This is a genomic window from Streptomyces sp. XY006, assembly GCF_002237655.1.
Classification (GTDB): Bacteria; Actinomycetota; Actinomycetes; order Streptomycetales; family Streptomycetaceae; genus Streptomyces; species Streptomyces levis.
Genome location: NZ_NOKT01000035.1, coordinates 47,080 through 65,971, shown reverse-complemented (window position 1 = coordinate 65,971; position 18,892 = coordinate 47,080). Strand labels below are relative to the sequence as shown.

Annotated in this window: 18 protein-coding genes; 12 read left to right on the top strand and 6 right to left on the bottom strand. The window is 74.3% G+C overall.

All coding sequences use genetic code 11. The annotated features are described in order from the left end of the window. Positions 1–255 precede the first annotated feature (255 nt). Both CHR28_RS32015 and CHR28_RS32010 read left to right on the top strand, forming a co-directional pair. A complete protein-coding gene (locus CHR28_RS32015; protein WP_094057217.1) occupies positions 256–828 on the top strand; it encodes a helix-turn-helix domain-containing protein in 573 nt (190 codons plus the stop codon). Next, on the top strand, positions 825–1,544 hold the full coding sequence (locus tag CHR28_RS32010) for a helical backbone metal receptor (RefSeq protein ID WP_094057216.1): 720 nt from the start codon (positions 825–827) through the stop codon (positions 1,542–1,544). Before CHR28_RS32015 ends, CHR28_RS32010 begins: the two co-directional genes overlap by 4 nt. Here CHR28_RS32010 and CHR28_RS32005 read toward each other — a convergent pair. Then, positions 1,456–2,607, bottom strand: a complete 1,152-nt coding sequence (locus CHR28_RS32005) for a TDT family transporter (RefSeq protein WP_094057215.1) — start codon at positions 2,605–2,607, stop codon at positions 1,456–1,458. The genes CHR28_RS32010 and CHR28_RS32005 overlap by 89 nt on opposite strands. A gap of 70 nt (positions 2,608–2,677) precedes the next feature. Here CHR28_RS32005 and CHR28_RS32000 point away from each other — a divergent pair, with 70 nt between their 5' ends. Beyond that, positions 2,678–3,607 (top strand): LysR family transcriptional regulator, encoded by a 930-nt coding sequence (locus CHR28_RS32000; protein WP_094057214.1) that lies wholly within the window; start codon positions 2,678–2,680, stop codon positions 3,605–3,607. A gap of 352 nt (positions 3,608–3,959) precedes the next feature. On the opposite strand, the gene CHR28_RS31995 is transcribed toward CHR28_RS32000, so the two are convergent. From CHR28_RS31995 to CHR28_RS31985, 3 genes are all read right to left on the bottom strand, one after another. Then, positions 3,960–4,634: a gamma-glutamyl-gamma-aminobutyrate hydrolase family protein gene (locus CHR28_RS31995; protein WP_179272626.1), complete on the bottom strand. Its 675-nt coding sequence runs from the start codon at positions 4,632–4,634 to the stop codon at positions 3,960–3,962. 45 nt (positions 4,635–4,679) lie between these two features. Then, the gene (eat, locus tag CHR28_RS31990) at positions 4,680–6,125 is read right to left on the bottom strand and encodes an ethanolamine permease (protein ID WP_094057212.1); all 1,446 of its coding nucleotides are present in this window, start codon (positions 6,123–6,125) and stop codon (positions 4,680–4,682) included. A 171-nt stretch (positions 6,126–6,296) separates the two neighbouring features. Then, on the bottom strand, positions 6,297–7,031 hold the full coding sequence (locus CHR28_RS31985) for a FadR/GntR family transcriptional regulator (protein WP_094057211.1): 735 nt from the start codon (positions 7,029–7,031) through the stop codon (positions 6,297–6,299). An 86-nt stretch (positions 7,032–7,117) separates the two neighbouring features. On the opposite strand from CHR28_RS31985, the gene CHR28_RS31980 reads away from it, so the two are divergent. Genes CHR28_RS31980 through CHR28_RS31965 form a run of 4 tightly spaced genes read left to right on the top strand, consistent with a single transcriptional unit; the run spans position 7,118 to position 11,602 of the window. Then, positions 7,118–8,482 (top strand): glutamine synthetase family protein, encoded by a 1,365-nt coding sequence (locus CHR28_RS31980; protein WP_094057210.1) that lies wholly within the window; start codon positions 7,118–7,120, stop codon positions 8,480–8,482. An 8-nt stretch (positions 8,483–8,490) separates the two neighbouring features. Then, positions 8,491–9,864: an aldehyde dehydrogenase family protein gene (locus CHR28_RS31975; RefSeq protein ID WP_094057235.1), complete on the top strand. Its 1,374-nt coding sequence runs from the start codon at positions 8,491–8,493 to the stop codon at positions 9,862–9,864. Further along, positions 9,861–10,646 carry a 3-oxoacyl-ACP reductase gene (locus CHR28_RS31970; RefSeq protein ID WP_094057209.1) on the top strand — a complete coding sequence of 262 codons (786 nt, stop codon included), beginning with the start codon at positions 9,861–9,863 and terminating at the stop codon, positions 10,644–10,646. Before CHR28_RS31975 ends, CHR28_RS31970 begins: the two co-directional genes overlap by 4 nt. Positions 10,647–10,693: 47 nt before the next feature. Then, entirely contained in the window at positions 10,694–11,602 is a 909-nt protein-coding gene (locus tag CHR28_RS31965) for a DUF2510 domain-containing protein (protein WP_094057208.1), read from the top strand. 12 nt (positions 11,603–11,614) lie between these two features. On the opposite strand, the gene CHR28_RS31960 is transcribed toward CHR28_RS31965, so the two are convergent. Then, positions 11,615–12,817 carry an amino acid deaminase/aldolase gene (locus tag CHR28_RS31960; protein ID WP_094057207.1) on the bottom strand — a complete coding sequence of 401 codons (1,203 nt, stop codon included), beginning with the start codon at positions 12,815–12,817 and terminating at the stop codon, positions 11,615–11,617. Positions 12,818–14,239: 1,422 nt separating this feature from the next. On the opposite strand from CHR28_RS31960, the gene CHR28_RS31955 reads away from it, so the two are divergent. The 3 genes from CHR28_RS31955 to CHR28_RS31945 all read left to right on the top strand — a co-directional run bounded on the left by CHR28_RS31955 (position 14,240) and on the right by CHR28_RS31945 (position 17,153). Continuing rightward, a complete protein-coding gene (locus tag CHR28_RS31955; RefSeq protein ID WP_256984521.1) occupies positions 14,240–15,127 on the top strand; it encodes a hypothetical protein in 888 nt (295 codons plus the stop codon). A 16-nt stretch (positions 15,128–15,143) separates the two neighbouring features. Then, the gene (gene mycP, locus CHR28_RS31950) at positions 15,144–16,322 is read left to right on the top strand and encodes a type VII secretion-associated serine protease mycosin (RefSeq protein ID WP_094057206.1); all 1,179 of its coding nucleotides are present in this window, start codon (positions 15,144–15,146) and stop codon (positions 16,320–16,322) included. A 102-nt stretch (positions 16,323–16,424) separates the two neighbouring features. After that, entirely contained in the window at positions 16,425–17,153 is a 729-nt protein-coding gene (locus tag CHR28_RS31945; protein ID WP_094057205.1) for an SseB family protein, read from the top strand. 4 nt (positions 17,154–17,157) lie between these two features. Here CHR28_RS31945 and CHR28_RS31940 read toward each other — a convergent pair whose 3' ends face one another. Beyond that, entirely contained in the window at positions 17,158–17,514 is a 357-nt protein-coding gene (locus CHR28_RS31940; RefSeq protein ID WP_094057204.1) for a DUF1844 domain-containing protein, read from the bottom strand. A gap of 396 nt (positions 17,515–17,910) precedes the next feature. On the opposite strand from CHR28_RS31940, the gene infC reads away from it, so the two are divergent. Further along, positions 17,911–18,549 carry a translation initiation factor IF-3 gene (gene infC / locus CHR28_RS31935; RefSeq protein ID WP_218829481.1) on the top strand — a complete coding sequence of 213 codons (639 nt, stop codon included), beginning with the start codon at positions 17,911–17,913 and terminating at the stop codon, positions 18,547–18,549. 108 nt (positions 18,550–18,657) lie between these two features. Beyond that, positions 18,658–18,852 carry a 50S ribosomal protein L35 gene (rpmI, locus tag CHR28_RS31930; RefSeq protein ID WP_003977225.1) on the top strand — a complete coding sequence of 65 codons (195 nt, stop codon included), beginning with the start codon at positions 18,658–18,660 and terminating at the stop codon, positions 18,850–18,852. Positions 18,853–18,892: the final 40 nt, after the last annotated feature.

Here is an 18,892-nt window from a genome sequence, read left to right as displayed (position 1 = left end):
CAGCGCTACACCACCCCCCGAACCCCCTCTCCCTCCCTGTTCCTCCCGCAGGAGGAATCCCCGCCCCGGCCTCGCGGGCGGCGGTTTCCTGGCGCGATCTGTGAGGTCGCGCCCCGCCCCGGACGACGTCGATGTGACGGGCGCATGAAACGGTTTGCCGAACATGCGTAGGGTGCAGACAACTCAACAGAAGCCGTGCGCCGGGCCATCGGCGCACGGGACGCGGATCGACGGGCGAAGGAGGGAGCCGGAGCGATGGGCGACCACAAAGAGCAGCCCCTGCGGGTGGGCGCGGCCGTGCGCCGGCGCCGCCGCGCGCTGGAGCTCACCCTCGCCGTCGTGGCCGAGCGCAGCGGCCTGTCGGTCCCGTTCCTGAGCCAGATCGAGAACGACCGGGCGCGGCCCAGCACCAGTTCCCTGGAGAAGGTCGCCGACGCCCTGCGCACCACCGCCGTCGAACTCCTCGCCGCGGCCGATCCGGCGTGCAGCGTGGACGTCGTCCGCGCGGACGGCACCGAGTCGCCGGCCCACCAGCCGCGGACCCGGTCGCTGGTGCGCGGACACCACCAGATGCACGCCTCGGAGTTCATCGGCGACCATGACGCCGGCCGCGAATTCCAGTACCGCAACGACCAGTTGATGTACGTCGCCGACGGCGCCGTGGAGATCGAGGCGGAGGGCCGCGCCTACCGGCTGGGCCGCGGCGACACGCTGTATCTCACCGGCGGCGTACGGCACCGCTGGCGGGCCACGGAGTCGGACACCCGCGTGATCGTCGTGGCCGTGGCGGAGCACATCGAGGCGGTCCGGGACCGGCCACGCCGGTGAGGGCCGTCTCGCTCGTCCCCTCGCTGACCGAGGCCGTGGCCCGGTCCGCGCCCGGCGTGCTGGCCGGGGCCACCGACTGGTGCACGCATCCGCCCGACCTGGACGTGGTGCGCGTCGGCGGCACCAAGAACCCGAAGACCGACCGCATCGTCTCCCTCGCGCCCGACCTGGTGATCGCCAACGAGGAGGAGAACCGCGAGGCCGACCTCGCGGCCCTGCGCGCGGCGGGCCTGGAGGTCCTGGTGACCGAGGTCCGCGACGTGCCGCAGGCCTTCCGGGAACTGGACCGGGTCCTGACCGCCTGTGGCGTGACGGCCCGGCCCCGCTGGCTCGACGAGGCGGAGGAGACCTGGTCGGCCCTGCCGCCGCCGGAGGTCCGGCGCACGGCGGTCGTGCCGGTCTGGCGCCGCCCGTGGATGGTCCTGGGCCGCGACACCTTCGCCGGTGACGTCCTGGCCCGCCTCGGCGTCGACCACGTGCACGCGGCGCACCCCGAGCGCTACCCGCGCGTCCCGCTGGAGGAACTGCGCGCGGCGGCGCCGGACGTGGTGGTCCTGCCGGACGAGCCGTACCGCTTCACGGCCGACGACGGCCCGGAGGCCTTCCCCGGCCTGCCGTGCGCGCTCGTCAGCGGACGGCACCTGACGTGGTACGGGCCCTCGCTGGCCGAGGCACCGCGGGTGCTGGGCCGGGCCCTGCGAGCAGCTCGCCCCTGACCAGCCCGCGCACGGTGCCCGCGACGGCCACGCCCCAGGCGGCGACCAGCACCCCGTAGAGCAGCACCGCAGGCACCGTGTAGGCCACGAGCCCGGTGTGCCGGCCCAGCGCCCCGGCACCCGTGACGCAGGTGCCGACCGGGAAGGTGAAGGACCACCAGGTCATCACGAACCGCATCCCCTGCCGCCGGGCCCGCCACACATGCGCGCCGGCCAGGCAGAACCACAGCAGCGCGAACCCCATCACGGGCACGCCGTAGAGCACGGCGAGGGCGCCGAAGCCCTGGCTGTAGGGCTCCGGTACGACGCCGGGGGCGACGTCCGCGAAGGCGCCGACGGCGGTGGTGGACTGACCGAGCGGGCCCAGCACCAGGAACAGCGTCGGGGTGAGGGCGAGGGGCAGCGGCCCGCCGGTGAGCAGCCGGGCGAAGACCAGCGGCAGCATCAGCAGGGTCGCGAGCAGGCTGAGCCCGAACAGCGCGAAGCAGACCAGCAGGAGGGTTCGACGGGCCTGACCGGGAGGCAAGTGCGGCACCAGCTGCGGCCCCACGGCGGCCGACACCATGGGCGCGACCAGCGGCAGCAGCCACACGGGCGTGGCCTGCCCCGGCGTGACCCGGTGGCGCACGGCCATCAGGTACGGGACGGCGACGGCGGCGGCCAGCCCGACGGCCGTGCCGAGGGTGAACAGCACGGCGTCGAGCGCCACCGCGGCCCGCAGGCCGATCACGTCCCGGCCGACGGCGAGAGCGCCGCCGCCGACGGCGAGCAGGGCCATGGCGAGGCAGCCGTAGAAGGGCGCCGCCGCCGGGTCCAGCAGGTGGGCGCGGGCCTGGTCGCGGTGGCGGGCCCAGTGCGCGGAGCGGGCGGCGAGCAGTGCCAGGAGCAGGATCAGGGAGAGGACCCAGACGCCGGCGAGCACGCCGCGCAGCCCGGCGATGTGCGCCGGGAGGGCGGCTCCGGCGGTGGCCACGACGGCCGTGCCCATCACGGTGGCGTACCAGTTGGGCCCGAGGTGCCGGACGGACGGCGGGCGCGCGAGGGGCGGGGCTGCGGTGACCATGACTCCACGGTCGGGCCGGGGCAGGCACACCACCAGGGAGTTCGCCTCTATGGCGACATAAGCTGGCCTTATGAGCAACACGGAGGAGCAGGCCGGTCCGTCGGTCGCCGGGTCGCTGGCGCACCGGGTGCCGGACCTCGGTGCCCTGGAGCTGCTGCTGGCGGTGGCGCGGGTGGGCAGCCTCGGCGGGGCGGCGCGGGAGCTCGGCATCACCCAGCCCGCGGCCAGCAGCCGGATCCGGTCGATGGAGCGGCAGCTCGGCGTGGCGCTGGTCGACCGTTCGCCCCGCGGGTCCCGGCTGACGGACGCCGGTGCGCTGGTGACGGACTGGGCGCGGCGGATCGTGGAGGCGGCGGAGGCGTTCGACGCGGGGGCGCAGGCGCTGCGCGACCGCCGGGACTCGCGGCTGCGGGTGGCGGCGAGCATGACGATCGCGGAGTACCTGCTGCCGGGCTGGCTGCTCGCGCTGCGGGCGCAGCGGCCCGACACGGCGGTGTCCCTGCTCGCGGGCAACTCCACGGTGGTCGCGGAGCGGCTGCTGTCGGGCGAGGCGGACCTGGGCTTCGTGGAGGGGCTTTCGGTGCCGGCCGGGCTGGACTCGGTGGTCATCGCCCATGACCGGCTCATCGTGGTCACCGCGCCCGGGCACCCCTGGGGCCGTCGCGGGCGGCCGGTGGCGGCCGAGGAACTGGCCTCGACACCGCTGATCCTGCGGGAGAAGGGCTCCGGGACGCGCCAGGTGCTGGACGCGGCGCTGGGCGGACTGGCCCGGCCGCTGATCGAGTTGTCCTCGACGACCGCGGTGAAGGCCGCGGCGGTCGGCGGGGCGGGACCGGCGGTGCTGAGCGAACTGGCGGTGGGGGAGGAACTGGCGATGCGGCGGCTGGTCCGGGTGCCGGTGGCCGGGGTGGCCCTGGCGCGGGACCTGCGCGCGGTATGGCCAACGGGATACCGCCCGGCCGGCCCGGCCCGGGACTTGCTGTCGCTGACCCGGGACTAGCGGGCCTCGCGGGGTGCGGGCGGGCGCCGGGACACCGTCCGGCGGTCCTGGCGCGGGATGTGCTGTGGCTGACACGGCGGCTAGCGGGCCTCGCGGCGGGCGGGCGCCGGGATACCGCCCGGCCGGCCCGGCCCGGGACTTGCTGTCGCTGACCCGGGACTAGCGGGCCTCGCGGGGTGCGGGCGCCGGGCGTTGTGAGGCTCGCCGCCCGCACGCTCGCCGCGGGGCACCCCGGCGTCGCGAGGCCCGGTGCCCGCAGCTCGCATGCCCGCCGCGGAGCGCCCCGCCGCCTGCACGCTCGCCATGGGGCATCCCGGCGTCGCCATGGGCACGCCGGCATCGCCGCCGTGGGTCACCGCGGCGTCGCCGCCTCCACCAAGGCCCGCATCACTCGCACGTCGTCGCCCATCTCCGGGTGCCACTGCACCCCGAGCACCCAGCCCGGGGTGGGGAGTTCCAGTGCCTCCACCGTGCCGTCCGCGGCGTATGCCGACGGCACCAGGCCCTCGCCGAGGCGGTCCACGGCCTGGTGGTGGTAGGTCGGCACCGAGGTCTCCTCCGGCACGATCCCCGCGTACAGCGTGCCCGGCACCGGCTTGACGGGGTGCCCGCCGAACACGCCGACGACCTCCGCGTGCCCGTCCAGGTGCTGCACCAGCGTGCCGCCCAGCGCGACGTTCAGCAGCTGCATGCCCCGGCAGATCCCCAGCAGCGGCACGCCCGCGGCCAGGGCGGCGTCGATCAGGGCCAGTTCCCACGCGTCCCGCTCCGGCGCCGGGGGCCCCGTCCGGGGTTCGCGCTCCGCGCCGTAGCGCACCGGCTCCACGTCGGGACCGCCCGCGATGACCAGCCCGTCCAGCCGGGCCACGGCCCCGGCGGCCTGCTGCGGGTCGTCCGGGGGCAGCATCGCGGCCAGGCCGCCGGCCCGCTGCACCAGCCGCGGGTACCCGACCGGCAGCAGAGCCGCCTCCAGCTCCCACACGCCCCAGCGCGCACCGGACTCCAGATAGGTGCTGACCCCGATCAACGGCCTGGCCACAGCGACTCCTCCTCGACTCCTCGACTCCTCGACTCAGTCCCGTGCCAACTCTGCCTCGGCCGCGGCCAGCGCCGCGAACTCCTCCTCCGGCGCCTTCGCCACCAGCCGCTTCCGGCTGTACAGGCCGAAGTACGCGACGGCCACGGCGTACACCACCAGCGCGATGAACGCGGCCGTCACGTCCACCAGGAACGTCGCCACCAGCGCCGCACACGCCAGGACCAGCGCGATCGACGAGGTCAGCACCCCGCCCGGCGTGCGGTACGGCCGGGGCAGCTCCGGCTCGCGGCGGCGCAGCACGATGTGCGACAGGGACATCAGCGCGTAGGAGATGGTCGCGCCGAAGACGGCGACGTTCAGCATGCGGGCGCCGTTGCCGGACACCGCGGCCAGCAGGAAGCCGATCGTGCCGGGCACGAGCAGCCCCAGGTAGGGCGCCTTGCGGCGGCTGGTCAGGGACAGGAAGCGGGGCAGGTAGCCCGCGCGGGAGAGGGCGAACAGCTGGCGCGAGCCCGCGTAGATGAGCGAGAAGAACGACGCCACCAGGCCCGCGAGACCCGCGTAGTTGACGATCCGGCTCAGGGTCGTCGCCTCGCCGTCCGGCTGGAGCGCCTCCACCAGCGGATTGCCCGCCTCCTGGATCGCGGCGGAACCGCGCGCCCCGGCCGCCGCGAAGAACGTCACCACCGCGAGCACCACCAGGATGCCCATCGACCAGCGGATCGCCTTCGGCAGCGTACGGGCCGGTTCCCGGGTCTCCTCGGCGGCCAGCGGCACGCCCTCGACGCCCAGGAAGAACCACATGCCGAACGGGAAGGCCGCCCAGATGCCGAGCAGCCCGAACGGCAGCCAGGAGTTCGACCCGGCGGCCGAGGCGTCGACCGGGATGTCGTCCAGCGCCCCGAAGGAGAAGTCCGGCAGCGCGGCCAGCGCGAACACGATCAGGGCGGCCACCGCGATGCCGGTGACGACGAAGCTGAAGCGCAGCGCCTCGCCCACGCCCCAGAGGTGGATGCCGAGGAAGATCGCGAAGCAGACCAGGTACATCGGCCAGCCCGACTCCAGCCCGAACAGGCCGAGCGACTCGACGTAGTCGCCGATGAAGATGACGATCGCGGCGGGTGCCAGGACGTACTCGATGAGGATGGCCGTACCGGTCAGGAAGCCGCCCCAGGGGCCCAGCGCGCGGCGGGCGAAGCCGTAGCCGCCGCCCGCCGTGGGCAGGATCGAGGACAGCTCGGCGAGGGCGAAGACCATGCAGGCGTACATGGCGCCCATCAGCACCATGGCGATGGCCAGACCCCCGAAGCCGCCCTCGGCCAGGCCGAAGTTCCAGCCCGAGTAGTCGCCGGAGACGACGTAGGCGACACCGAGGCCGGTCAGCAGCACCCAGCCGGCGCTGCCGCGGCGGAGCGCTCTGCGCTCCAGATAGTCGTCGCCCTCCGGGGCGACGGGTGTGATGGTGGGTTCCTCGGACATGGGCAGACTCCCGACGGGGCGGCGGTCACGGGGCCGAGCGCGCTACGACTCAATGGAATGAGGCCATACCTTTGCGGTGCCGACCGAGGGAAGGCAAGACCCGTGCGTTAATCGCCCGTAAATCCTCACCGGGTCCGGAAATCCTCACCGGGCCCCGGCCGCCCGGCCGGCTCAGCCCAGGAATCCGCGCAGCAGCGCCGCCGTGCCCCCGCAGTGCTCGCGCATGATCTCCCGCGCCTGGTCGGCGTCGCCCTCGATCACGGCCTCCACCAGGGCCGTGTGCTGCCGCTGGGAGTGCTCCAGGTTGCGCACCAGGAGCGGGATGCAGTCGAGCAGGTCGTTGACGCTCGCGCGCACCGCCGCGTACTGGGCGGTCAGCGTGGGCGAGCCGGACAGCTCGGCGAGCGTGAGGTGCAGCAGCGTGTCCCGGCGCCGGTAGTCGCTCAGCGGCGCGTCGTGCGTGCCCGCCAGCGCCGCACGCAGCCGTGCCTCCTGCTCCCCGGTCAGTCCGTGCGCCGCGCACAGCCCGGCCGCCCCCACCTCCAGCACCTCGCGGAACCGCAGCACGTCCTCTATGTCGGTCTCGGCGATCCGGCGCCGCAGCTCGTCCTCGCCGCCCGCGTCGGTGCGCGGCAGCACGAACGTGCCCCCGTAGCGCCCGCGCCGCGACTCGACCAGGCCCTGGTCCTGGAGCACCTTCAGCACCTCGCGCAGCGTCACCCGGCTGATCCCGAGCCGCTCCGCCAGCTCGCGCTCGGCCGGCAGCCGCTCGCCCCCCGCCACCAGGCCCAGCCGCACGACCTGGAGGATCTGCTCCAGCGCCTCCTCGAAGCCGTTGCCCGCGCGCACCGGCCGCAGCACCGGCGTCAGCCGGTCCTGCACTCCGCCGACCGCTTCCTCCGGCATGTGGCCGTACCCCCTTCCCAAGCAATGGTTCTCCGCAATACCTTATGGCTCCCGGCTCGCCGAAAGAAGCCGAAGGAGGCTCTCCCGTGGCAGACCGCACACCCCCGCTGAGCGTCGAGGAGCTGCACGCCCTCGTCGCCGGCGGTGAGATCGACACTGTCGTCCTGGCCTTCCCCGACATGCAAGGGCGGCTCCAGGGCAAGCGGTTCGCCGCACGCTTCTTCCTCGACGAAGTCCTCCAGCACGGCACCGAGGGCTGCAACTACCTGCTCGCCGTCGACACCGAGATGAACACCGTCGACGGGTACGCCATGTCCTCCTGGGACCGCGGCTACGGCGACTTCGCCATGCACCCGGACCTGGCCACCCTGCGCCGGGTGCCCTGGAACGAGGGCACGGCCATGGTCCTCGCCGACCTCGCCTGGGAGGACGGCTCCCCGGTCGTCGCCGCCCCCCGCCAGATCCTGCGCCGCCAGCTGGACCGCCTGGCCGAGCTCGGCTACACCGCCCAGGTCGGCACGGAGCTGGAGTTCATCGTCTTCAAGGACACCTACGAACAGGCCTGGGACGCGAACTACCGCGGCCTGACCCCGGCCAACCAGTACAACATCGACTACTCCGTCCTCGGCACCGGCCGCATCGAGCCCCTGCTGCGCCGCATCCGCAACGAGATGGCCGGCGCCGGCCTGACCGTCGAGTCCGCCAAGGGCGAGTGCAACCCCGGCCAGCACGAGATCGCCTTCCGCTACGACGAGGCCCTGGTCACCTGCGACCAGCACGCGGTGTACAAGACCGGCGCCAAGGAGATCGCCGCCCAGGACGGCATGTCGATCACCTTCATGGCGAAGTACAACGAGCGCGAGGGCAACTCCTGCCACATCCACCTCTCGCTCGCCGACGCCGACGGCACCAACGCCATGGCCGGCGACGGCCCGGGCGGCATGTCCGACGTCATGCGGCACTTCCTCGCCGGCCAGCTCGCCGCCCTGCGCGAGTTCTCCCTGCTCTACGCCCCGAACATCAACTCCTACAAGCGGTTCCAGCCCGGCTCCTTCGCCCCGACCGCCGTCGCCTGGGGCCACGACAACCGCACCTGCGCGCTGCGCGTGGTCGGCCACGGCCGCTCGATGCGCTTCGAGAACCGCCTGCCCGGCGGCGACGTCAACCCCTACCTCGCCGTCGCCGGACTGGTCGCGGCCGGACTGCACGGCATCGAGCAGAAGCTGGAACTGCCCGAGCCCTGCCCCGGCAACGCCTACACCGCCGACTTCGCCCACGTCCCCACCACCCTGCGCGAGGCCGCCGAGCTCTGGGAGCACAGCGCCATCGCCAGGGCGGCCTTCGGGGACGAGGTCGTCGCGCACTACCGCAACATGGCGCGCGTCGAACTGGACGCCTTCGACGCCGCGGTGACCGACTGGGAGCTGCGCCGCTCCTTCGAACGCATGTGAGGCCCGTGTTGTCTTCCGAGCATCTTCTGGAAGTACTGAACCCCGCGACCGAGGAGGTCGTCGCCGCCGTCGCCGGAGCGAGCCCGGCCGACGTCGACACGGCCGTCACCCGGGCCGCCGGAGCACAGCGGACCTGGGCCGCCCTGGCCCCCGCGGACCGCGCCCGGATGCTGCGCCGCTTCGCGGCCGTCGTCGACGACCACCTGGAGGAACTGGCCCGTCTGGAGGTCCGCGAGGCCGGCCACCTGATCGGCAACGCCCGCTGGGAGGCCGGCAACGTCCGCGACCTGCTGGACTACGCGGCCGGGGGAGTGGAGCGGCTCACCGGACGGCAGATTCCCGTGCCCGGCGGCCTCGACGTCACGATCCTCGAACCGCTCGGCGTCGTCGGCGTGATCGCCCCCTGGAACTTCCCCCTGCCGATCGCCGCCTGGGGCACCGCCCCCGCCCTCGCGGCCGGCAACGCCGTCCTCCTCAAGCCCGCCGAGACCACCCCGCTCACTGCACTGCGCCTGGCCGAACTCGCCCTGGAAGCAGGCCTGCCCGAGCACCTCTTCCAGGTCCTGCCCGGACGCGGCGACATCACGGGCGACGCGCTGGTCCGGCACCCCGGCGTCGCCAAGATCGTCTTCACCGGCTCCACCCGCACCGGCACGCGTGTCGCCGCGCTCGCCGCCGAGCAGGTCAAGCCGGTCACCCTCGAACTCGGCGGCAAGAGCCCCAACATCGTCTTCGCCGACGCCGACCTCAAGACCGCCGTCGACCCCTTCTCGTTCCTCGACAACTCCGGCCAGGACTGCTGCGCCCGCACCCGCGTCCTGGTCCAGGAGTCGGTGTACGACGAGGTCCGCGCGCTGCTCGCCGACGCCCTGGCCGCCGTGGTGGTGGGCGACCCGGCCGACGAGAAGACCCAGATGGGCCCGCTCATCTCCCGGCAGCAGCTCGACCGCGTCCGCGGCTTCGTGCCCGACGACGCCCCTGCCCTGCGCGGCAGCGCCCCCGACGGACCCGGCTTCTGGTTCCCGCCGACCGTCCTCACCGGCGAGCGGCCGGACTCGCGCGCGGCCTGCGAGGAGATCTTCGGCCCCGTGGCCGTCCTGCTGCCCTTCACCGACGAGGAGGACGGCGTCCGCCTCGCCAACGACACCCCCTACGGCCTGTCCGGCTCCATCTGGACCCGCGACGTCGGCCGCGCCCTGCGCGTCTCCCGGGCCGTCCGCGCCGGCAACCTGTCCGTCAACTCCCACTCCAGCGTCCGCTACTGGACCCCCTTCGGCGGCTACAAGCAGTCCGGCGTCGGCCGCGAGCTCGGCCCCGACGCCCTGGCCGCCTTCACCGAAACCAAGAACGTCTTCATCAGCACGGAGGGCCCCGCACTGTGACTGCCCAGGAAAGCATCTGCCGCCGGCTGGTCGGCCGTACCGCCGTCGTCACCGGAGCCGGCAGCGGCATCGGACTCGCCGCCGCCCGCCGCCTCGCCTCCGAGGGCGCGCACGTCGTCTGCGGCGACGTCGACGAGACCCGCGGCAAGGCCGCAGCCGAGGAGACCGGCGGCACCTTCGTGAAGGTCGACGTGACCGACCCCGAGGAGGTCGAGGCCCTGTTCAAAACCGCCTACGACACCTACGGCAGCGTCGACGTCGCCTTCAACAACGCCGGCATCTCCCCGCCCGACGACGACTCCATCCTGGAGACCGGCCTGGAGGCCTGGAAGCGCGTCCAGGAGGTCAACCTCACCTCCGTCTACCTGTGCTGCAAGGCCGCCATCCCCTACATGCGCCGCCAGGGCAAGGGCTCGATCATCAACACGGCCTCCTTCGTGGCCCGGATGGGCGCGGCCACCTCGCAGATCTCCTACACCGCCTCCAAGGGCGGCGTCCTCGCCATGTCCCGGGAGCTCGGCGTGCAGTTCGCCCGTGAGGGCATCCGGGTCAACGCCCTGTGCCCCGGCCCGGTCAACACCCCGCTGCTGCAGGAGCTGTTCGCCAAGGACCCGGAGCGGGCCGCGCGCCGCCTGGTGCACATCCCGCTGGGCCGGTTCGCCGAGGCCGAGGAGATCGCCGCCGCCGTGGCCTTCCTCGCCAGCGACGACTCCTCCTTCGTGAACGCCACCGACTTCCTCGTCGACGGCGGAATCTCGGGGGCGTACGTCACACCCCTGTAGGCCGTGTCCGCTCGGCCCGGGCCGCGGCCTACAGTGCCGGGATGAGCATGACGCCTCCGCCCGGCTGGTATCCCGACCCGCACGCACCGCATCTGCAGCGCTGGTGGGACGGTGCGGCCTGGACCGAGCACCGCCGCACGCCCGAGGCCCCCACCGTCCCGGTGCCCACGCCCCCGGGCGGCGGCACCGGGCGGGCCAGGACCGTCGCCCTGGTGGCGGCGGGGGCCGTCCTGGTCGCGGCGATCGTCACCGGCGCCGCGGTCCTGGGCAGCGGAGACGACGGCGGGGCAAAGACCAGGACGGCCCCGACGGCCACCGCCTCCGTCGCGCCCGAGCCACCCGGACCGACCGCCGAGGAGTCCGCCTCCGAGCCGTCCGCGGACGACCCCTCGGTCGTCGAGGACCAGCTCAACGGCGTCACCTTCCCGCTCGTCGACGGCTGGGTCCGCCCCCAGTACGTCGCCCAGGACGACGTCGTCATGACCACGGACGGCACGTACGACTGCCCCGGCGACGGCACCGTCTGCCGCCACGGCCTGGTCGTCTCCCGCACCGTGACCGCGAACGACGAGACCTCCCCCGAGGCCCTGGCCAAGGCGGACATCTCCGACGCGGCCGAGGACGCCTACGACCGCGACGCGATCGGCCAGAAGCCCTACGGGGGCATGGAGTCCCACGAGCTCGTGAAGCAGGGGCCGGTCGCGGTGGCGGGCCGCGCCGGGTACTACGTGCGCTGGCGGGTGCACACCGCCAAGGGCCCGGGCGGCTACGTCCAGTCGCTCGTCTTCCCCTCCAGCGTCGGCACCGAGTCGCCGGTCCTGGTCCGGTTCGTCTTCGACGCGGGCGCGGACGGGCCCCCGCTCGCCGACATGGACCGCATCACCAAGGGCATCCGCCCGGTCGGCGACGCGGGCACCGGCGGCGGCGTGGGCAGCAGCATCGGCCCGACCGGCTGACCCGCGGCCCGGCTACAGGAACGTGTGGCCCTCGCCCCGGTAGGTCGGCACGGTCGCCGTGACCGCGTCGCCCTCCACCAGGTGCAGCGCGTCGAACCGCTCGCACAGCTCACCGGCCTTCGCGTGCCGGAACCACACCTTGTCGCCGATCAGCAGATCGTCGGCGGGCGAGCCGAGCAGCGGCGTCTGCACCTCACCGGCCCCCTCCTGCGGGTCGTAGCGCAGCCCCTCGGGCAGATACGGCACGGGCGACCGGTCCGGCCCGGCCACGCCGGAGGCGGGGTAGCCGCCGCCGAGCACCGTCACGACCCCGACCCCCGGGCGTCGCACCACGGGCTGCGCGAAGAGGGCGGCCGGCCTGCCGCGGAACGACGTGTAGTTGTCGAACAGCCGCGGTACGTACAGCCCCGACCCGGCCGCGATCTCGGTGACGGCGTCCTCGGCGGCCGTGTGCTGCACCGAGCCGGTGCCCCCGCCGTTGACGAACTCCAGCGCCGGCACCACGGCCCGCACCGCCCGCACCACCTCCGCGCGCCGCTCGGCCAGTTCGCGCCTGGCGGCGGCCTGCATCAGCCGGATGGCGCGCGAGCGCAGCGGCCGCCCCGCCACGGCGTCCCCGACCCCGGCGACATGACCCTCGTACGCCATGATCCCCACGACCTCGAAACCCGGCCGCCGGACCACCGCGCGGGCCACGTCGGCGACCTCGGCGGGGGAGTGCAGCGGCGAGCGCCGGGCCCCGACCCGCACCCGGCCGCCGAGCAGCTTCAGGGACGTGTCCAACTCCAGGCACACGCGCACCACTTCGCGCCCGCCGCCGCGGGAGGCGTCGATCAGGTCCAGCTGGGCCACGTCGTCGACCATGACGGTCACGGCGGCGGCCAGCTTGGGATCACCGGCGAGCTCGGCGTACGCGGCGCGGTCCGCGGACGGGTAGGCCAGCAGCACGTCCTCGAACCCCGACCGGGCCAGCCACAGCGACTCGGCGAGCGTGAACGACATGATCCCCGCGAAGCCGTCCCGGGCCAGGACGCGTTCCAGCAGCGCCCGGCACCGCACGGACTTGCTGGCGACCCGGATCGGCTTGCCCCCGGCGCGGCGGACCAGGTCGTCGGCGTTGGCGTCGAAGGCGTCCAGATCCACGATCGCGAGAGGGGCGTCGAGATGGGCGGTGGCCCGGTCGTAACGGGCCCGGTCGGCGGCGCGCGCAGTCATGAACGCAGCCTGCCAGACCGGATTACCGCAGGGTAGGGGGACGTTCCGGGCAGATGCCCCGGGCTCGTGGACTGGTTCCCGTTCGCCCACGGACAAGCCGTAGAGTGACGCGCACGTACGGCGGACGCCGCCGGCCGCGCAGCCGTGCCGGGATGACGCTCCGTCCGTACGGGTATGTGTGCCCGGACGAGTCGGTGCCGGGCCTCGGGCAGAACGACACCGGCCCGCGCGCGAAGCGGCCCGGGCCGGGGAAACGGGGGGTGCATGAGCACGGAAGCGCGACGCGCCTCCTTCCCCCCACGCCCCACCCACCCACCGACCCCGACGGACGCCCCGGACACAGCGTCCGCCCCGGAGAACCGCGACGCCTTCGCCGCCGGGGAGGGCCGTGACGCCTTCGCCGCTACGGAGGGCCGTGGCGCTTTCGCCGCCGGGGAGGGCCGAGGCGCCTTCCCCGCCCCGGAGAACCGAGACGGCCTCGCCGTCAGGGAGGGCCGTGGCGCCTTTGCCGCTACGGAGGGCCGTGGCGCCATTGCCGCCGGAGACGCGTCGGCGGCGGAAGGCAGCGGCTCCGGCACGGACGGCACGGCGGGCTCTGCCGGTCACAGCGGCTCCGGCACGGACGACCGCAGCCCGCACGGCCACCCACGCTTTCCGAGCTTCGGGGCGCCTGCGCCCCGGCGCCCCGAGCCGGCCTCACCGCCGCCGCCCCGCGCGTCCTCCCGCCTCCCGGACACCCCGCCCAGCGGCAACGCCGACCGCGCTCCCGCCCGGGAGACCCCGGCCCGCCCCTTCCGCCTGACCGCGCGGGGCGGCACTCAGACGCCGCCGTCCCGCCCTGCCCGGGCCCCCGGCGAACCGTCGTCGGAGACCACCGCCCGCCTGCGCCCGGCCCCCGGGGAGCCTTCACCCGCCGACGCCCCTCGGTCCGCCGACTCCTCAGGTGCCGCCGGGTCCGCCGGTCGCCGCCCCGTCGCGCAGGCCTCGTCCGCGACCCCCCAAACCTCAGCAGCCCCCTCCGCCCCCTCCGCCCCCTCTGCGTCCGCCCGCTCCGACACCCCGCCGCGCCCGACGTACGAGCCGCGGCACGACGCCGGTACCGGCAGTGCCGCACGGGCCGGTGGCGACACCGGGGCCGGTCCCGGTGTCGGCCGGCCCCCCACCCCGCCCGCTTCCATCGAGCCCTCGCGCGGCACCACGCCCCCGCAGCGGCCCGGGGGTCGGCCCACCTCGTCCGCTCCGACTCCGCCCGCTCCCACCGAGCCCCCGCGGGACACCACGGCCCCGCGCGACACCACGTCCCCGCGCGACACGGCGCCCCCGCGCGGCACCACGCCGCCGCGGCCCGCGGGTCGGCCCATGCCGCCCGGTCCCGGCCACCGCCCCGCACCTTCCGCCCCGCCGGGCGCGGAGCCGGACCCTGTGTTCCCCGACCCCGCGCTCTCCTGGAGCGCCCCGCTCAGCCCCGGTGCCGTCCCCGGCGCCTCGCGCCCCTTCGTGTCGTTCGGGGAGCCCGAGGGCTACGACGGCGACGCCCGGCCCCGGCCGCTCGGGCGGCGGCGGGCGTCGCAGGCTGCCGCAGCCGCCGTCTGCCTGGTGCTCGGGCTCGGGCTGATCTCGGGCGCGGTCACCGGGAGCTGGCTCGTGGGGGACTCCGGCGGGGAGGGCGCGCGCAGCACGTTCAGCGCCGCCGGGAGCCTCTGGCACAGCGTCCCGGTCGACCAGCTGTTCCCCCGTACCGTGCAGGGCCGGGGCGCCGGTCCCGGCGGAGCCGACCGCACCTGGACCCGGATAGCCGTCGCCCCGGACAGCGGCTGCAAGGACGCCTTCGACCCCCTGCTGCGCAAGGCCCTCGCGCCCGTCGGCTGCGCACGCCTCCTGCGCGCCACCTACACCGACGCCACCGAGAGCCACGTGACCACCGTCGGCCTGCTCTTCACCACGGCCGACGCCCCGGCCATGACCGCCCTCGCGAACCGTTTCCGCAACGAACGCCTGGACCGCCGCGCCGACCTGATGCCCCTGCCGTACGCCGCGAAGGACACCCCCGCCGCGGACTTCGGGGCGAAACAGCGGGCCTCCTGGACCGTCTCGGTGCTCACCGAGGCCCCGGTCGTGGTCTACGCCGTCTCCGGCTGGGCCGACGGCCGTACCGTCGACGATCCCCAGCCCGCCGAGGACGCGATGGAATCCGGCGCTGCCACGCCCCCCGCCCAGGCCGGCCTCGGCCACGAGGCCAAGGGCCTCGCCGACCGCGTCGAACGCGACCTCCGCAAGAACGCCCGCTCGGCCACGGAGCGGCCGTCGTGAAAACGGAGCAGCCGTCGTGAAAGCCCTCACCTCCCGCGCGGGCGGACTCCTGAGCGTGCTCCTCGCCGCCGGCCTGACCCTGGTCCCGGCCGCCCCCGCCCACGCCGACGGCATCCGCGCCCAGCAGTGGGCCCTGGAGGCCATGCACACCACGGAGGCCTGGCAGACCACGAAGGGCGCGGGCGTCACCGTCGCCGTCCTGGACACCGGCGTCGAGGCCGACCACCCCGACCTGGCCGGCAACGTCCTGCCCGGCAAGGACCTGGTCCGCTTCGGGGCCGAACCCGGCGACCGCGCCTGGGCTCGCCACGGCACCGCCATGGCCGGCATCATCGCCGGGCACGGACACGGGCCGGGCAACGCCGACGGCGTCCTCGGCATCGCCCCCGAGGCGAAGATCCTCCCCGTGCGCGTGATCCTGGAGGACGGCGACCCCTCCCGCGCCAAGGCCCGCAGCACCCGCGGCAACGCCCTCGCCGAGGGCATCCGCTGGGCCGCCGACCACGGCGCCGACGTCATCAACCTCTCCCTCGGCGACGACTCCGCCTCCGCCCACCCCGAGCCCACCGAGGACCAGGCGATCCAGTACGCCCTGAAGAAGGGCGTGGTCGTCGTCGCCTCGGCCGGCAACGGCGGCGAGAAGGGCGACCGCATCTCCTACCCGGCCGCCTACCCGGGCGTCATCGCCGCCACCGCCGTCGACCGCGCCGGAACCCGCGCCTCCTTCTCCACCCGCCGCTGGTACGCCACCGTCAGCGCACCCGGCGTCGACGTCGTCATCGCCGACCCGGACCACAAGTACTACGAGGGCTGGGGCACCAGTGCCGCCGCCGCGTTCGTCTCCGGAGCCGCCGCCCTGGTCAAGGCCGCTCACCCCGGTCTGACCCCGGCCCAGATCAAGACGCTTCTGGAGGACACCGCCCGCAACGCCCCCGTCGGCGGCCGCGACGACTCCCGCGGCTTCGGCTTCGTCGACCCGGCCGCCGCCATCAGGGCCGCCGCCCGCCTGAAGCCCGAGGGCCTGCGGTCGGCGTCCTACGGCGAGAAGTACTTCGGCAGCGGCCCGGACGCCGCCTCCTCCGGCGACGACACCGCCGACTGGGCCGCCCCCCTCGCGGGCGGCGCCGGCGGCGTGCTGCTGGTCGCGGCCGTCGTCCTGTGGCGCGGCCGCCGCACCGGCCCTCAGGACTTCTGAGCCCTCGCACCGGCCCCCGGGATTTCTGAGCCTTCGCTCCGGCCCTCAGGACTTCCGAGCCGCCGCCCGGGGCGCGGCGCTCGGCCGATAGGGTCGACGACCGTGGCGAACAAGAACATCCCCGACCCCGGCTTCTCCGACGACGACGGCTCCGCAGACCCCCGGCTGAGCGCGGCCCTCGCCGCCTGGTCCGCCGACCGCACCGCCGTGGGGCCGGTCCTGGAGGCGCTCAAGGGCGCCCGGCTGCTCGTCCCCGTCGTGGCCGTGCTCGGCGAGGTCGAGGAGGACGAGCGGGGACTGCGCCGCGAGAAGACCAGCGACATGGCCGTACCGACCCTCAAGGCCGGGAACCGCACCGCCCTGCCCGCCTTCACCTCCACGGACTCCCTCGCCCGCTGGGATCCCGAGGCACGCCCCGTCGCCGTACCGCTGCACCAGGCCCTGCAGGCCGCCGCGCACGAGAAGGCCGACACGGTCGTGCTGGACCTGGCCGGACCCGTGCCGTTCGAGCTGACCGGCCCCGCCCTGCTCGCCCTGGCGGAGGGCCGCACCACCACCGACCCGCTCGCCGACCCGGCCGTCGTCGGCGCCGTACGCGAGGCCGTGGCCGCCGAGCCGGCCGTGCTGCGGGCCCACCTCGGACCCGGACGGGCCGACGGCACCCTGGCCCTGGTGCTCGACCCGGCCGCGGACCGGGCCGAGGCCGCACGGGCCGTCGCCGAGCGCCTGGCCGCCGACGAAACACTGAGGGCCCGCCTGGTGCGCGGTCTCGACCTGGCACTGCTGCCGGCCGAGGCGACGCCCCCGGGCGAGCCCCTCTTCGTACGGTGACCCGCTAGCCGTAGACCGGGCCCGTGTACTTCTCGCCCGGGCCCTGGCCGGGCTCGTCCGGGACGAGGGAGGCCTCGCGGAACGCCAGCTGCAGCGACTTCAGGCCGTCGCGCAGGGGAGCCGCGTGGAACGAGCTGATCTCGGTCGTGGACGCGTCCAGCAGGCCGGCCAGCGCGTGCACCAGCTTGCGGGCCTCGTCCAGGTCCTTGTGCTTCTCGCCCTCCTCGGTCAGACCGAGCTTCACGGCGGCCGCGCTCATCAGGTTGACGGCGACGGTCACGATCACCTCGACCGCCGGGACCTCCGCGATGTCGCGGGCCATGGCGTCGAAGTCGGGGGACTCAGGAGGGGTCTCACTCATGCCCCACACGATAGGCGCAGCACGGGCGCGTGCCGCACCAGGCCCCGACGCGCCCCAATTAGCCCTTCCTGGCCATTGCTGGTAACCTCGTGTAACGACCGGTCGGACCCGTATGCCTCACGGCCCGCGAGCCCGACCCACAAGTGGAGGCTTTCGAACTCCCACCTGACCGCCCTCAGGGCGTCGGGTCACCGGTCAGACGGTCCCGTCCCAGCGTCGGCGATCCGTCCGAAAGCGCGCCCCGCGGCTTCCCGCGGCGGTGCTCCGGTAGTTCGAGGAGCCCCGCCTGGGAATCGTCCGGGGCATTTTTTGTGCTTCGGCGCGGTTAGGTCTATCGAACAGAGACGTTACGCGGCCGTCCGCCAGACCGTCGCGTGGTGCTACCGAGGAGGATCCATCAGCGCCGAGCCCCGCATCAACGACCGGATTCGCGTTCCCGAGGTGCGACTTGTCGGTCCCAGTGGCGAGCAGGTGGGCATCGTCCCCCTGGCCAAGGCACTGGAGCTTGCGCAGGAGTACGACCTGGACCTGGTCGAGGTCGCGGCGAACGCCCGTCCGCCCGTGTGCAAGCTCATGGACTACGGGAAGTTCAAGTACGAGTCGGCCATGAAGGCCCGTGAGGCGCGCAAGAACCAGGCGCACACGGTCATCAAGGAGATGAAGCTCCGGCCGAAGATCGACCCGCACGACTATGACACCAAGAAGGGTCACGTCGTTCGGTTCCTCAAGCAGGGCGACAAGGTCAAGATCACGATCATGTTCCGTGGTCGCGAGCAGTCCCGGCCCGAGCTGGGCTACCGGCTGCTGCAGCGTCTCGCGGAGGACGTCCAGGACCTCGGTTTCGTCGAGTCGAACCCGAAGCAGGACGGCCGGAACATGATCATGGTCCTCGGTCCGCACAAGAAGAAGACCGAGGCGATGGCCGAGGCTCGCCAGGCGCAGGAAGCCCGCAAGGCGGACGCGAAGGCCAACCCCGGCAAGTCGCAGAACGCCGCGGAGACCGAGGCGCCGGCTGAGGAGCCCGCCGAGGCGTGACTCCCCGGGACGCCAGTCCCAGGAAGCAACCGATACAAGACGACGCTCCACCGTGCCCGGTTTCACGACCGGGCACCGGAGCGCCACCGACGAGGAGAGAACGGCGCTATGCCGAAGAACAAGTCGCACAGCGGTGCCAGCAAGCGCTTCAAGATCACCGGCTCCGGCAAGGTGCTCCGCGAGCGCGCCGGCAAGCGCCACCTGCTCGAGCACAAGTCGTCCCGTGTGACGCGTCGCCTCACCGGCAACGCCGAGATGGCCCCGGGCGACGCCGCGAAGATCAAGAAGCTTCTCGGCAAGTGACGCCCGGCGCGTGAGCGCCGTACGTCAGGACCGGGACCCA

Coding starts and splice junctions, on each gene's coding strand:
- CHR28_RS31960 (WP_094057207.1), bottom strand. CDS start 12,817: ATGACTGCGCGCGCCGCCGACCGGGCCCGTTACGACCGGGCCACCGCC.
- eat (WP_094057212.1), bottom strand. CDS start 6,125: ATGTCCGAGGAACCCACCATCACACCCGTCGCCCCGGAGGGCGACGAC.
- CHR28_RS32015 (WP_094057217.1), top strand. CDS start 256: ATGGGCGACCACAAAGAGCAGCCCCTGCGGGTGGGCGCGGCCGTGCGC.
- CHR28_RS31940 (WP_094057204.1), bottom strand. CDS start 17,514: ATGAGTGAGACCCCTCCTGAGTCCCCCGACTTCGACGCCATGGCCCGC.
- CHR28_RS31965 (WP_094057208.1), top strand. CDS start 10,694: ATGACGCCTCCGCCCGGCTGGTATCCCGACCCGCACGCACCGCATCTG.
- CHR28_RS31985 (WP_094057211.1), bottom strand. CDS start 7,031: ATGCCGGAGGAAGCGGTCGGCGGAGTGCAGGACCGGCTGACGCCGGTG.
- CHR28_RS32005 (WP_094057215.1), bottom strand. CDS start 2,607: ATGGTCACCGCAGCCCCGCCCCTCGCGCGCCCGCCGTCCGTCCGGCAC.
- rpmI (WP_003977225.1), top strand. CDS start 18,658: ATGCCGAAGAACAAGTCGCACAGCGGTGCCAGCAAGCGCTTCAAGATC.
- CHR28_RS32000 (WP_094057214.1), top strand. CDS start 2,678: ATGAGCAACACGGAGGAGCAGGCCGGTCCGTCGGTCGCCGGGTCGCTG.